This is a genomic window from Exiguobacterium mexicanum, from assembly GCF_005960665.1.
Lineage (GTDB): Bacteria > Bacillota > Bacilli > Exiguobacteriales > Exiguobacteriaceae > Exiguobacterium > Exiguobacterium mexicanum_A.
The window spans coordinates 1-14,816 of sequence record NZ_CP040675.1 but is presented as its reverse complement, the minus strand read 5'-3'; the positions used below and the strand labels follow the sequence as shown (position 1 = coordinate 14,816).

Sequence of the window (14,816 nt, the reverse complement as noted above, 5' to 3'; positions counted from 1 at the left end):
CCCCCAATCTACTGAGTCCTAGTAAAGAAGTCTGCTAACTGTTGTTCGTAATTATCCGCCGTCAACATTCCAACATTGATTTCATCTGTGACGTTTCCATCTTGAATCGAGTATAGAACGGCACCTTTTAGTTCGTCAGTGTATTCAAAGTTACCACGATCGACAAGTTCCTCGCCATCTGGCTGAAACGTATTATAGAGCGTGACTTGTTGACTCTCTTCGTTCGCTACCTCTTTTACGAATTCAACGAACTCTTCGAATTCACCATCTTCTTCTTTTACAATCAGCAAATAATCATCCTCTTCGGCTGTCATGACCTTCTCAACGTGTTCAATATCACGTTGAACCAAAGACTCATTGGAATTTGAGCAAGCTCCAAGTAAAAACAAGCTGATTCCTAAAGTACCCGCAAGTAGTTTCCTCATAACGTTTACCCCTCCGTCAGACGATTTTCCCCTTCAATAGATCCGCGACTTTTAAGTTGACGCGGAAGTCGAACTTATCTATTAGTGTAACAGTTTTCGGGGTGTCTGAGGTGTCGTCCTGATAGACGGTCAGAAAGCCATCGGTCGTTTGGATATTGAGCACGTCGCCCCGTTCGAGGCGGACGCGTTGCGTCTCGATGATCCTCGCGACGACACGCAATTCGTTCTGGATTCGCTTCTCTCTCGCACTCTCGGCCATGGGTTCGGCCTCCTCTCTACGGTGTACCTTGCTTCAGTTTCTCGAGTCGCTTCGCGATCATCGTGCTCAAAAAGCTCTTCTGGCTGTCGGTGACGTCGTAAACTCCTAGGTTCAGGTTCGTCTCGAACTCGGGGAGGGACATCCCGCCGATGTCATGTCCTTCGAACATGGAGCGGAGGATGCTGTCCTGCAGCACATCTCGTACCGTCAAGGACTTATCTTCCTGATTCGATGGAATATTGATATCCGTTTCGTCTTCTTGCTTCGCGAAACGGACGCGGATCTGTTCGAAGTCGAGACCGGCGTGACGGCAGGGGATGTCGATGTCATGCAGGGAGCGGTCCGTGTCGAAGTCGTCCGCCAGGTATTCGTAGCGGTACTTCATCGCCGTCTTGCCGCTCAGGAAGATCGGATACGACTGGATACGTCGTTTCTTCGTGTCCTGACGCTTGATGACACGGATGATGAGCATCTCGCCCTCTTTGAGTCCCATGACCTCGGTCGCTGTCATGAGCCGGCGGCCGTCCACATTCTCCGTCTTCGATTTTTTGAGCGAGAACGTCTGACCGGACCGCGATTTCGTGACGATGGTCGCCTCACCGAGCTTCTTCGAGATTAGTTCGGCGGTCGACTCGTCCGCTGTCAACAGATAGTGTGTGTTCCCGCAGTTGCCGTCAATCGTCTTCCAATCCTCACCGTATAGGTTCTCGAGCTGAGAGTAGGCCTGGATCACGAGGTTGAAGCGCATGTTGCGCCCGAGACAGACCGTGATGATGTTGGCCATACCCTCGATTGGTGGCATGTTGCCGAACTCATCGAGTAAGAAGACGACTTGGCGCTCGCATTTGCCTTGTTTCGTCTGCGAGGCGACCCGGGCGAGCGCCGTGTATACCTGTTTGATGTAGAGCGACGCGATGACGTTGAATGTCGGGTCATAGTCTGGGACGATCAGGAACACCGCCACAGGACGGAGCTGGTGCATCACCTCACGAATCTGTATCATCTCATCTATTGCGTAACGGAAACGTCCACTCTCCTCGTCATGCGCTTCTAGCTGGATCGTCGCAGTGCTTGAGTCGGTCGAGATTTGAACGGCGTCTCCGGTTCTAAGTGACGACGCGTGGTACACGATGAAGCTGCCATCGTCGTCTGTCGTGAGCGCATGGGTCGTCCCATCGGGAAACGTGAACGTGAGTCGTGTCAAAGGTTCAGTCCGTCCACTGATCCAGCGGTTGAATCCGATGCGTCGCATGTCGAGCGAGTTCATCGACGTCAGCTTCCCGGTCCCGTTCAACGTGAAGATCCCGAGTTTCGCATTCGTATTGGCTAAGATACTCGCCCGTGTCTGGCCACCGGAGAAGTGGAGCGTCGCGAACTGGAGTCGGGCGGGATGGTTCTCCGGGAATCGCTGAAAGAACTCGTCGAGCGCGGAGATTTCCTGTCCTTGTCGCGTGACCACCGTCCGGGAACCGAGGTCCGAGAGCATGAGCGCGACGTTGTACATGTTGATCTTCTCCGGCGTGTCCTTTGCCTCCTCACAGAGACCGAGGATGAGCGCCGTGCACAGGTCGATCGACGAGTTGGCCCAGAACGGGTCCCGAGCCTTCGCGTCATGGTACAACATGAACGCGACCGAACGTGCATACTGTTGGGCGAGCGAGTAGTTCTCTTCTAAAAACGCGTCAATCGTCAGCTGCAACAGGTTGTACGACATCGATTGGAGCGGGTTCATCAGGTTCAACACCTCGACCTGATAGCCGCGTTGCTCGAGCGTCTCCTTCGAGGCGGCGAAAAGCTCGCCTTTCGGGTCGTTGATGATCAGGCTGGCCTGGTCACTTGCCCGGCTGTACAGGTCGATCGTCGAGAACACGAACGTCTCGCCCTTCCCGGAACGGGTCGTCCCGATAACCAGGTTGTTGACGGGCGAATCATCGATGAACAGCTCGTTTTTGACCCGTCCGACGGGGACACCACCCAATCCGTCATAGCGCTTCTTCCGGTCTGGGACACGACGGTATTGTTGCTTCAGTTCATCGAATGAGGTGAAGCGGGCGCTCCCTTTCTGATCTTTCCGCAGGTCCCGGAAGTTCAGCCACACCTTGCCGAACACGACCAGTCCGATGAACAGACTGAACGCCATCAGTCCGAGCAAGACGGTCGAAGACGGAAGACTCACCTCCAAGAATAAGGAGGGTGAGAGCGTCGGAATCGTCGCCCCGGCCAACAGCCCGTCTTGAATTATCGGGGTCATGATTTGTCGAGTGATGTTGTAGACCCCGTTCAGCAGATAAAAAATCCCGGCCGGCAGACCTACCAGGCAGAACAGGGCGGGGAAGATCAGACGTATCGGGAATCGTGGCGATAGAGACTGAGTTCTCAATTATTTCACCTACCTCAATTTGAATAAAGAATCGTTTCTAGGTTAACTTCTTCAGTAGCGATAGCGGCTTGAATTTTCTCACGATCTGAAGTGTCCTTGCTAGGGGTTTTCTTCAATTTCTCTTTCAGTTCGTCGATAGTAGCCGTGTTGTCCTGATACTTCTCAATCTTATCTTGCACGGCAGGATTGTTCGTCTTGGACGCCCATTCCTTCGCGGATTCGATGTCCCCGAGATAGAGGTAGGCAGTCACTTTCGCCGATATGCGGGGAGCGGTCCACTCCACGTCATCCGTCTTGGCCACGGTCTCACGATCCCGTTCTAGTACGGCGATATCGAACGTGCCCTCATCGGTCGGATGTGATGCTTGGAACTCCCGAAGCCGTTCCAACTTTTCCTTATCGGATAGGTCAAGTCCGGCCAGCTTCGTCTCGATTAGGATCGGGTCATCCGTGAACTCGAGCGCTTTTTGGTCTTCTCCTTCCGCTAGATAGAGATCGACCAGTAGGGCATCCTCTTTTTCGGACCGGTCTTTCCGTTCCAGTAAATCGATGAGCGAGGATTCCTCACCTTGGAGCGCCTGTTCATAAGCATCCAGCCATGTCTGTTCGACACCGGTCACCTGTTCGGCGTGCGCCTCCTTGTCGATGAACCATTGCGCGGCAGTAAACAGGGAGGTGAATAAAAGCCCGGCCGTGGCAACCCCGTAGATGAGGCGGCGCTGCAAGCGGGTCAGCCGTGACTGATAGGTCGACGACACAATCGGGTTCGATTTGGTGGACGGGTGCTTATAGTCTTCCGGTGTCTCGGACTCGATCTCGTCGAGGAGCCACATCTTCTTCGCATTATCCTCTTTCTTCGTCCGGATCCGTTGCACCCGGTCATTCACTTGATGATACAGGTTCGGATAGGTGCCTCCAGTCCCGAACGTGAACGTGCCTCGATAGAGCAGTTCATCCTTCTGGTCGAAGAGCCGGAAATCACCGGAGCAGCTCGTCCCTTCCTCGCTGTGTGCCTGGTGCAGCTCATGGGTCGCGATGACTGCCTCGGCGAAGGTGAGCCGTTCATAGTTCTGGATCCGTGTGTCCGGCACGTCGGTGAATCGTACAAACAGCATCTCGTTCCTCCTCTCATTTCAAGCAACAAAAAAAGCCTTCCGATTGGAACGCTACGATGGTGTGCATTAGAATTTGATGTTCTGGTCGACCATCTCGGCGAGCGTGAACGCGCCCATGACGATGATCAGGCCGACGGCGCCCCCGACGAGCCACCCGACGGCCTTCGAGCGTCCGCGATCCCCGCCGAAAATGAAGTAGAAGCCCCCGATCGCGAAGGCGATAGCCGCGGCGATGACGGCGAGTCCCTGGAAGAACTGAAGCAAGCTGAGCCCTGTCTCATTGAGTCCCATGTCGTTCTCCTCCTTAATCCTGGTGCGCTGGCGACTTGAAGCTGAGCTTCGCCTCGAGCGCCTCCAAAATGAGTTCCTGGTTGTCCTGGATGACCTGCTGATGTTGTTCGTCGAGCCACTCCTCATAGTCCTTCCCACGGATGCGTAAGAGTTTCTCGGCGAAGCTACGGTTCTGTTTCTGTTCTTTTGATGCCACAGTACACACTTCCTTCCCTTGATCTCGTGATGTGCAGCAGCACATCATTAAGGACAGTCGGATTCGGTGCGGTGGGTTTCTAGCCGTTCTCCCACGAACTCCGCTCCTCATGAATCTAAGGAGCTGTACAGGGTTTTTCGATGACCCGGAACGATGCGGTGACCTTGTGGCGAGTTTTAGGCGACTCTCGCCGAACCATCTGTGCGTAGATCCCGCCCACCCGGTCACTGGTGAGGGACACGCCGGTATGTGATTGGATTAGACCATCCTTAAGGATGTGCTGCTACGTCGATGTCGATTACTGTCGGACTCTTTTTCGCTTCTTGACATGGATGAGCTCGTCATCTGGGTTCCTGCGTTTGGCGAGCACGTGGGCGTCACAGACGACCGTCCGGATCCGATAGTAGAGTTGGGTCAACTGGACCGCTTCGCCGCTCGCCTTCTCGATTCCGATGAAACCGTGCAATTCATACGTTTTTCCATCGAACGTCCGTACCGAGTCGGCCTGCGGCAACTCCTTCAGGTCGAACCGACGTCGCTCCAGCTTCGTGACGGAACGCTTCGCCCCGTATCCGAAGTCGATGGCGTCCCAAGGCACCGTAGCGAGCGTGTGCCCGAACGCGCGGGCCAGATGATCGATGTCCGCGATCGACGGCACCGAACGGTTTTGCTCATATTGGCTGATGGCGGGCTGTGAAATCTCTCCGAATGTCTTTTCCGATAGTTCGACCTGTGACCAGCCCGAGAGCCGGCGGTTCTCCTTCAACCACTCCCCGAATCGATACATAAGCCTTCCCCTTTCTGTAGACCAGAGCGGCGACCAAACAGATGTTTCCTTTTGTTGGTTCCAATATATCAGGATTAAGCCTAAAAATCATCAGTTTTCTGATATGTCAGAAATTTTACAATTGACGACTCTTGTCGAATCCGCTGTATACAAGGGATAGAGAGCAACAGTAACTCAATATTTTTGGTTTTGTAGCACAACTGTAAAAAAATAACGCTTTAAGTATAGAAAATAATGACAATTATTTTGATTTCAAGAGATTACGGTAGGCTAGAGGAATAGAAGAGTTCATAAAGAATAAAGATGAAGAGAGTACTAAGATCGTGGGGTGAGCAAGTGGAGTTGAACGAGGCAATCATCGAGCGAATGAAGGAGCTCGCAGCGGAACGAAATATGACAATCCATCAAGTCATACAAAAAGGTGGATTGAATCAGGCAACTATCTCAGAACTAATGACTGGACGTACGAAACATCCTAAAGTAAGCACTATACAAAAATTCTGTAATGGTTTAAATATTTCTTTGAATGATTTTTTTAATGATGAACGCTTCTTTTAACTATTCTTACGAAAAATACATTTCAATCAACAAAACAAGTGAAATCAAGAAATAGATTATTTATAATTAATGATATTAAATACAATAATTAGGAGTAATATAATGACTAATGATATTTTATGGTATGAAGATGAGTTAGAAAATAGTGGTGAGAAGGCTGATATAAGTATAAAAGAATATGAGATTACTTCATCACCTAATGACTTTAACATTTTAACCTTATATAATTTTTTGGAATCGGGAGTTGTTAAAATTCCAGACTTTCAACGAAATTATGTTTGGGATGCTAAACGAGCATCTAAACTTATTGAATCATTAATAATTGGTCTGCCTATTCCACAAATCTTTTTATATGAAGAAGCGCGAAATAAATTTTTAATTATTGACGGTCAACAAAGATTAATGACTATTTATTATTTCATTAAACAAAGGTTTCCCAGAAAAGAAAAGCGGGTTGAATTAGGGAGAATATTTGATGAACATGGATATATACCAGAAAAAGTCCTTAATGACGGACAGTATTTCCGTCCATTCAAATTACAATTAGATGACTCAACTCCTCTGAATTCCCTGACATATAGTGACCTAGGAGAACTCAAGAGCAGTTTTGATTTATGTACAATTCGAAATATAATTATCAAACAAACTCAACCCGATGATAATCATACTTCGATTTTTGAAATATTTAATCGACTTAACACAGGATCTTTAAACTTAAGACCCCAAGAGATTCGTTCGAGTTTATACCATTCAGAGTTCGATAAAATGTTAAAGCGGGTCAATTTGAATGAAAACTGGAGAAATTTAATAGGACAAACTGAACCAGACTTAAGGCTAAAAGACGTGGAAATGCTTTTAAGATCGGCTTCTATTTTATTTTATTCACAAGACTATAAACCACCTATGGCAAGTTTCTTGAATGCATCTGCTGGGAAATTCGCCAAGTTTGAACAAGAAGAAAATCAGTTTATAGAAGAGTTGTTCATAACATTCTTTGATAAAATCAAAGAACTAAACAGAGACATTTTCTTAGTGAGCCAATCTAAATTCACTATTTCAGTTTTTGAATCCATATTTTATGCGTCTTGTAATGATGCTCTTATCCACAGAGACACTTCTTTAGTTAAGGTATGTTCCCAAGAAACATACACAGGTTTGAAAAGTAATTCTGATTTTCAGAAAGCAACATCTGAAGCTACAGGAAATAAAGAAAATGTATTAGCAAGAATTAAAATTGCAGAGAGTGCTTTCAATGAATGACAAAATAATCAATCCAATTGAAGAGATTTATAGTCAACAAAGTGAAATACTACACTATTTAACTGAAGCAAGTGAAGTTTCTTTTGTCGTCACTTTAGACGATCAATTAAAAAAATTCTTTGTTCTTTCTTCAGCGAGTTATTTCGAAGTAGCGGTAACACAAATGATGGTTGATTTTTTTGTTCGAAAGTCAGAAGGTAAAGCTATAGTAAGTTTTTTAGAGAATAAGGCGTTGAAAAGGCAGTATCATACACTTTTCAATTGGGAAGATGCTAAAAATTGTAATACTTTCTTTGGTTTGTTTGGGAGCGAGTTTAAAGATGAAATCACGAAAATCATACAAAGTAACGAAGATTTATCTACCGGTATGAGAGATTTCTTAGAAATTGGTCGACTTAGAAATCATCTGATTCATAAAAATATCGCTACGCAATTTGTAGATAAAACAGCTGCAGAGCTCTATACAAAGTATCAATCTGCTACTCTTTTCATTTCGTTCTTACAAAACCACTTTAAATCTCATTGAAATGTTGACCTGACAATTTAGTCAAACTATAAACCTATTCATAAAACTGCTACTTAGTAATGTAAGTGGCAGTTTTATTTACCAAAAACTATAACTAAGATTAAAATTATAACTTGTGATAATATAGGATTATCACAAGTTAATGAATTTTAATTCTATCTAATACCAAGAGAGTAATACATTTATATTCAGCTAATCAATTTTATTACACTTGTATTTTGAATTTAACTACATACGTATTACATAATCTTATTGTATATTTCATAAAATAAGGATTTTGATTTAAAAATATATAGCGAAAAGAGGGAGAAGCATGGAGCTTGAGGAAAAGCAGAAGTCGTTCGAAGTAGCGTTGCGAGAACTGACGGGGGCGAATCCAAAATTGGCCGAGGCGTTGAAGAAGAGCCATATCGATCTAAAAACATTGACTGACCTCGAAATCATCGAATTGTTCTGGGCGACGGAACTGTTCCCGATCTATGCGGACAAGAGCACGCACACGCGGCGCGCATATAAACTGGACCTCGAGTTCATCCTAAATTTTGTGATGATGAAGACCGACGGGTTAAAAGACCTGACCGTGCTCGACATCCATCGCTACCTATTCGAGGTGAACGAACAGTATGCCCCACGCACGGCGCAGCGGAAGAATCATATGCTAAAGCGTCTCCTAACCTATCTCCACGTCAACCAGTATCATCTATATAATCTGGCCTTCCATGTGAAAAACCAGCAGCGCCCTGAGTTGCTTCGGCGTGAGGTCGATTTCGACGAGATTGAGCGGATTGCCGAGTCGTTCCGATATACCGTCAAAAGGGCTCAAAAAAAGGAGCTCATGGAGCTCCGGAACGAGACGATCGGGTATTTGTTGTTGACGACAGGCATGCGAGCTGCAGAACTGTTGTCAATCAAGTTCACCGATGTGAAGCGAAATCAGCATACATCTTACCTCGAGGTGAAGGGGAAACGCGACAAATGGCGCCGCATCCCGCTTACCGAGAAAGCGACCCATCTCGTGAATCGACTGCAGACATTGATGATGATCGAGGAGGTGTCATCCCCTTTCATCGCTTTTAGTACGAAAAAAGCCAACAAGGCAATCACTTATGAAGCCCTCCGCTTGATAACTCATCAGGCGGTCGACCATGTCGCGCACGAAGAGAAGACCCCGCCCCATTGGTTCCGCCGGGCCTACATCACAAAGCTCCTGGCGAAAGGAAATTCGTTGATTGGGGTCATGCAATTGGTCGGCCACGAATCAATTAATACAACGAATGGATATTTGCAATCTCTTGATCAATTATCAAACCTATCTAATTTGGACTTGCCATTTGAGTAAATCGACACTTGTTTAAGAACAACAAAGTTACTTAAGTGAACACCCCATAAAAGCTGAATTTTATATCCAACTTTTACAAGTTTTTTTTGCCGAATTTACAAAAGCGTTGAAAATATAAATCACTGAACGACATTTGACAGGTAAAGAAGTTTACACTACGTTAGGAGATGCGTCCGGGGTGATTTCAAGAATATGCATAGACGGGAATAGACAACCTTCAGTCCGTCCTATACAGTGCATTAGATAGCATTTAAACTGGGAGTACTGAAACATATTGCGTATAACGAGCTTCCTTGATGAACGCGACCCAAAATTGCCGGCCCTCCTCTTCCCGGAATAATCTTCATCTGGCGATTTATTTAACGAGAAGAAAGGGCCCAATGGGATGACGGGGGATGAAAAGCTTAACTGAATATACTCAAATTGGTTCGTCCAAGTACTTTACGACTATATCTTCTAGCTTTCCATCTGTCAGAAAAGTCTATTTCTCAAAAACTCTCAAAAAACACATCCAGCTGGCCGACATCGCGAAAGAGTTTGAATGAACTCCATTTCACTTTTTGTCTAAGGGGCGTAAAAGTCCAGCGCACCAATCTGGTTTTCATACCCCAAAACGTGAAAAGTTGCCCAACCAAATAACCGTTTACATAGTTTTTCTTCATTTTCATGTTTAAAGCACCTTGAGCTATTTGAACATGAAAAGACGAACTTGAATCGTTTTTGCAATTTATAACAGTACTCCTTATTAATTTTTTTTGTTTATTTACACTGTAAACGTATTATAGAGTAATCTGTCTCCCTTGTGCTCTTTCTCGCTTCCTGATATATATCCAGCTAATTGATTGAAAATCATGTTCGCTGAATCTTGACTCAGTTTAGAAATTTCAGATTCCTTACTGAGGCCGATAGAATTTAGTGAAGTTCCTAATCTTAAACCTGAATTCTTTGTTAATAACCATCGATCGTGTAAAGGCATGTCACCTGTTTTCCGAGTTCCTAAAACATTAATTTTTATGTTTGGCGGATCTTGATCTGAAATTTTAAATCTCCAATGATCATAATACACTTCATCAAGCGCAACATCTAAATGTTCTTGCTTTTGATGTTTCTTACTAGTTAAAATAATGTACTCAACATCTGTTTTAATGCCATACATTATATTTACAACATCAAGTTCATTCGGACCGAAATACGGATCGCAAATAACTACAAATTCATCCACTTCATTTTCAAACCATTCTGTAATATAATTAATGGCTTTATCTCTATCTCCCACTCTAATGAGAACACTGGCTTCATGTTCTCTTTGATAGGCATCATTAAAATCATTAAGTATAACTTTACTTTTTGCATTTAGACTCAAAGAAAATTTCGAAACAACTGTCATATATCTAAACAATTCATGAACGAAACTCTCATCTTTTTTGGAGATATTCTTAAGTTTAGCATTTGATACAATCCAACTATAAATGGGATACGCCTTACTTAGAGGCATTTTTGAAGCCACATTAAGATAATACATACTTTTCTCAATAGATAGCGCGTTAATTCTGTTAGCATTTAGAGAGGCCAATAGCTTCCAAGAAGCATAGGAGTATTTTGAATGAGGCCCTTTGATTTCATGATTTCTTTTCTCGTTGCTCATTTCATTCTTTAACTCTAGTATTAATAATTCCTCATCCATCTCCTCTTTCATCTTCTTTCTAACCGGATCATCATCCGTAAGAGAAACCAGACTTTCAGCAAATTCAGAGTTAATTCTGTAAGATAAATCAATCAAGTTTTTTCGTATTTCTACGTAATTATCTCCATATTCATTTTCATTATTCAATGTTAATTGCATAGCATCTTTTAGGTATTTTTTACTTTTATTATTTTTCCTTGAGATTAAAGATTTAGCAAGATGTTCATACTTAGATACTTTATCTAGAATCATTGGTATTTGTTGAATTTCCATTTCAATTTCTTCTATCACTGTTGAAAGTAGTTCAGAATGTTTACTTGGAATGTTACTTGCGATTTCTATTTTAGTAAAAATCTTATCAGAAGTGTTTGGAATTGCATTAGCTCGTTCAAGAAGTTTATTCCAGTCATTAGCTTTGGTTTTATTATTGCCTGTTTTGTACAAATAACTTAAGCATACAATTTTGTACCCTTCATGAATAATATGTTCTGCCATTGGAAAATTTAAGTTTATTATTTTTTCAATTCTGCTTCTTATATCAGCAACTTGTTGTTGTGTTAATTTTGAGTTTCTATGTTCGAGGCTCTCAAGTACATCGATAATTTTCACCATCGCTGAACTATCGTGTTTTACAAGCGAGACTATTTTACACACATCTAAAAGCTCTTCGTATTTTACAACGAATCCTTTGTGAAGTTGTCTATCATAAGGTTCAAGTACAGAATGCTTTGTGAAAATAAATGTAGATATATTATGCAGAGCAATTTCTCTAAAATCATAATTTATGCCGTCTATCATTTCCAAGGTCAATTCTTTATGCCACAAATATAGTGACGGCGCAACAATAGAAACAACATGATATTTATACCTTGCATCTTCATCCTCAATTTTTTGAATATTTTCGTACACGTGATTACGTACAATTATTTTTGCCTGCTCTTGATTTTCTTTTTTAAAGTAGATGTATGCCATCTCACTCCACAATATAGCTTGTTCTCCATAAGATGGTATTGACTCTATAAGGTTTCTCATTATCAAATAATCTGCCTCTGTATCTGCATTTATTTCAACCAAAGCGCTATATGTTTTGATTAACAATCTAAGAAGTACAACATAGCTAGAGGAGAAATTAGAATCATAAAAATTCAATTCTTTTCTGCATTCTTCTACTTTCTTAATAAATTCTCGGGCAGCTTCAAACGAAACTTCCGAGAGCATTGTTGAAATCCTAAATCCGACATCAATTTTTCTCCATCCAATGTCTATGGAATCCCAGCAAGCCGTTAAATCTTTTTTAAAAGATTGTTTTAATCCATAATATTTATTATCACTAGATGCTATTTGCCATAGATTACCGTAAATTTCGCATTTAATTTCTACTTCTTCTACTTTCGGAATCAATTTGAAGATTTCATTGTAAAGTGAAAAAACATTCTCTTCATTTGCAGTTTTAATGCTTTTTATTACTTTTAATAATCCTTCACTGAACAAGTCGTTATCATTTTTTATTGAATTCAGTGCGAAAATTATATGATCTGTTTTCTCCGATAGTTTCTCTAATTCTGTAATCGAAATTAAAAATTCATAATAACTTTTTTCTCTATTCAGAGATGTATTGATATTACCAATTATATCTAAAACATACTTTGGATCGATTGGAGCTAGTGAATTAATAATTATTTTTAATTCTTCAAAATGGTTTGCTGATTCTCGGATTATGATTGCAATACATTCCTCTAATTCAACTTTAATTAATTCTTTTATAATTAAACATTGTTCGATTTCTTCAATTAGACTTAAATTTTCTAACATAGAATACATTAAAGATAAACCTTCACTTTTTAATGTAAGCTCATCTAACTCACTAATATACAAATACAACTTTTCAATTTCTTCATACAATTTTATGGAATTAATGTTATTTAAACCTTTGATTATGTTGATTTTCATTTTTATATATTCAATTCTTGGTCCTGATTTTTCAATATTCAGTTCTTGGCTCTCGAAAAGATCATACAACTCTTCAAAATTTTCAATTGATTTAATGTAATTTAATTGGTTGGAAAGTTTATGGTATACTCCTGCATTGGGAGAATAGTTTGACGTTAAGTTTATGATTTCAAAAGTTTTCCTTACTATTTCATATCCTTCATTGACTAATTTGTTCATTACACACCAATTAGCCAGAATAGTAATTCTATCCGTCTGAGATTCAAACTTATCAATTGCCGAAAGAATTTCTAAAGAACTTTGATTTTTTACGAATAAATAAAACTCTTCAAAGAAATTTTTAATACTAGGATTCTTTACTTTTTCTTTAATTTTTTCAAAGTCGTTATTATCTATTAGATTTTCTTCGTCCATGGCAGCAAGAGATACTTTAGCAACTGCGTAGTCGAAAGCATTCTCCCCCTTTTTAATCCCTACAGACTTTTCAATAAGCTCTATCGCCAACTCAACATCGGTATAAATTAGTTGTGATGCTATTTCAATTGCCTTTTCTTCAATATTCACTACATCTAATTGTTGATAAAGACTTTCAATTTGATTTTTTATCTCACCATCAACCAATAAATCCTTTTCACTCATTTCCTTTGCGATTATTGAGAGCATGTGTAATCTATCTTCAATTAAACCATTGCGATTTGCTATATTAATTGCTTTGTTAAAATCATTTAAAGCAATTAATGTCCGGATTTCTGAATTCCAAACTTTAGACTGATAGTTTTGTAGAATAATAGAATTTTGAATAGAAAATCTAAACGATTTAATATCTTCTCCAATTTGTTTGGAAGTGACATAACCTAGTTCCGTTAATTTACTGAGTTGGGACATTGATTGAGTTTTCTCTATTATCGAATAGTGTTCTTCAGTGTCTAACAAAGACAAAAAATCTTTATGTTTATTTGCTTCTAAATAGTATTCGGGCAATAATTTTATTTGAATATCATAGGCTTCATGTTGCAGAATTGATTCAATTGATTCATTAATCACTTTACTTTTTAAATGTTCTAACTTTGTTTCTAAAAACATTCTAAATTGTCTACTATAAAGTTCTAAATTTCCACTTATCGTTAACACTAGATTACTTTCCAAAATACAATTTTCCACCTTAGAGTATTCTTCTCCTATAAATTTAGAAACACTAGTAATCGTATGTTGCCTTTTATCAAAAGTAAGTATGGACAATATTCTAATTAATAAGAAGTCTTCTTTGATTTCTTCCCATTCTAGATTGAAAAAATCAGGCAGAGTATTTGGATCGGTAAGTAAAAAATCAATTTCAGCACCACTCTCAAGTAGTCTTTTAAAATTCCTCAAAAGCCCAGGCTTTCCTTTAGTCATTTTCCTAACATCTTCTAGGTTTTCGACTGACATCGAAGTTCCTTGAAACATTAAAGTTGTCTCATCTACAGTCATCCCTGGAAGGCTAACTTCTTTAAATTTGAATTTCTTTTTTGTTAAAATTTTATTTATTGTTCCGTTTAAGTTATCTGTAATCAAAAAATTAAACGTCTGTTGTTGGAGCGGAAAGATGTTTTCCAATATGTTTTCTACAGTATTTTGCATTTCTAAATCTGCATTTTCTAATCCATCAATTACAAAAGTGAAATTCTTATTATTTATTTTCCCGTATCTAACCAGTTGGAAGATAAGGTTAGTTAGATTTGCATTCTCTAATTCTTCCACTGTAAGTTCTCTTTTATTTACAATCCAATTGATTTGGTTAGATAAATTCATTTTAATATTTTCATAATCATATCCATAAGGCGATGTAAAATTGACAAATGTAGATAATGAGGTCATAGAGTTTTCTTCACAGTATTCCTTCATAGTCATTGTTTTTCCACTCTCACTGGTTGCACTAAGCAATACTATATTTGCCACAGTTAACTGTTCCTCTATTAATTCAATAATATTGACTCGTTTAACCATTTTGTCTCTCTGCATAGGGAAAGAGGTAGATACTTTAGTTAAGTCCATTAAAGTTTGCAT

The 14,816-nt window shown here is 40.9% G+C and carries 13 protein-coding genes; 4 read left to right on the top strand and 9 right to left on the bottom strand.

The features are described 5' to 3' along the window. Positions 1-8: 8 nt before the first annotated feature. The 7 genes from FED52_RS00105 to FED52_RS00075 all read right to left on the bottom strand — a co-directional run bounded on the left by FED52_RS00105 (position 9) and on the right by FED52_RS00075 (position 5,453). On the bottom strand, positions 9-425 hold the full coding sequence (locus FED52_RS00105) for a hypothetical protein (RefSeq protein WP_138858520.1): 417 nt from the start codon (positions 423-425) through the stop codon (positions 9-11). A 16-nt stretch (positions 426-441) separates the two neighbouring features. Then, entirely contained in the window at positions 442-684 is a 243-nt protein-coding gene (locus FED52_RS00100; RefSeq protein ID WP_012390470.1) for a hypothetical protein, read from the bottom strand. Positions 685-700: 16 nt separating this feature from the next. Continuing rightward, entirely contained in the window at positions 701-3,064 is a 2,364-nt protein-coding gene (locus FED52_RS00095) for a VirD4-like conjugal transfer protein, CD1115 family (protein WP_138858519.1), read from the bottom strand. A 14-nt stretch (positions 3,065-3,078) separates the two neighbouring features. After that, positions 3,079-4,179 (bottom strand): hypothetical protein, encoded by a 1,101-nt coding sequence (locus FED52_RS00090; RefSeq protein ID WP_138858518.1) that lies wholly within the window; start codon positions 4,177-4,179, stop codon positions 3,079-3,081. A 66-nt stretch (positions 4,180-4,245) separates the two neighbouring features. Continuing rightward, a complete protein-coding gene (locus FED52_RS00085) occupies positions 4,246-4,470 on the bottom strand; it encodes a hypothetical protein (protein WP_012390467.1) in 225 nt (74 codons plus the stop codon). 13 nt (positions 4,471-4,483) lie between these two features. Continuing rightward, the gene (locus tag FED52_RS00080; protein WP_021065836.1) at positions 4,484-4,666 is read right to left on the bottom strand and encodes a hypothetical protein; all 183 of its coding nucleotides are present in this window, start codon (positions 4,664-4,666) and stop codon (positions 4,484-4,486) included. A gap of 298 nt (positions 4,667-4,964) precedes the next feature. Beyond that, positions 4,965-5,453 carry a helix-turn-helix domain-containing protein gene (locus FED52_RS00075; protein WP_138858517.1) on the bottom strand — a complete coding sequence of 163 codons (489 nt, stop codon included), beginning with the start codon at positions 5,451-5,453 and terminating at the stop codon, positions 4,965-4,967. Positions 5,454-5,756: 303 nt separating this feature from the next. Here FED52_RS00075 and FED52_RS14040 point away from each other — a divergent pair, with 303 nt between their 5' ends. From FED52_RS14040 to FED52_RS00055, 4 genes are all read left to right on the top strand, one after another. Further along, complete coding sequence (locus FED52_RS14040; RefSeq protein ID WP_138858516.1) at positions 5,757-6,011, top strand: helix-turn-helix domain-containing protein; 255 nt, start codon at positions 5,757-5,759, stop codon at positions 6,009-6,011. A 102-nt stretch (positions 6,012-6,113) separates the two neighbouring features. Continuing rightward, complete coding sequence (locus FED52_RS00065) at positions 6,114-7,271, top strand: GmrSD restriction endonuclease domain-containing protein (protein WP_138858515.1); 1,158 nt, start codon at positions 6,114-6,116, stop codon at positions 7,269-7,271. Next, positions 7,264-7,797 carry a HEPN domain-containing protein gene (locus FED52_RS00060; protein WP_138858514.1) on the top strand — a complete coding sequence of 178 codons (534 nt, stop codon included), beginning with the start codon at positions 7,264-7,266 and terminating at the stop codon, positions 7,795-7,797. Before FED52_RS00065 ends, FED52_RS00060 begins: the two co-directional genes overlap by 8 nt. A gap of 313 nt (positions 7,798-8,110) precedes the next feature. Continuing rightward, positions 8,111-9,136: a tyrosine-type recombinase/integrase gene (locus FED52_RS00055; RefSeq protein WP_138858513.1), complete on the top strand. Its 1,026-nt coding sequence runs from the start codon at positions 8,111-8,113 to the stop codon at positions 9,134-9,136. Positions 9,137-9,624: 488 nt separating this feature from the next. On the opposite strand, the gene FED52_RS00050 is transcribed toward FED52_RS00055, so the two are convergent. Beyond that, positions 9,625-9,804, bottom strand: a complete 180-nt coding sequence (locus tag FED52_RS00050; RefSeq protein WP_138858512.1) for a hypothetical protein — start codon at positions 9,802-9,804, stop codon at positions 9,625-9,627. 95 nt (positions 9,805-9,899) lie between these two features. Then, positions 9,900-14,816 (bottom strand): hypothetical protein, encoded by a 4,917-nt coding sequence (locus tag FED52_RS13930; RefSeq protein WP_138858545.1) that lies wholly within the window; start codon positions 14,814-14,816, stop codon positions 9,900-9,902.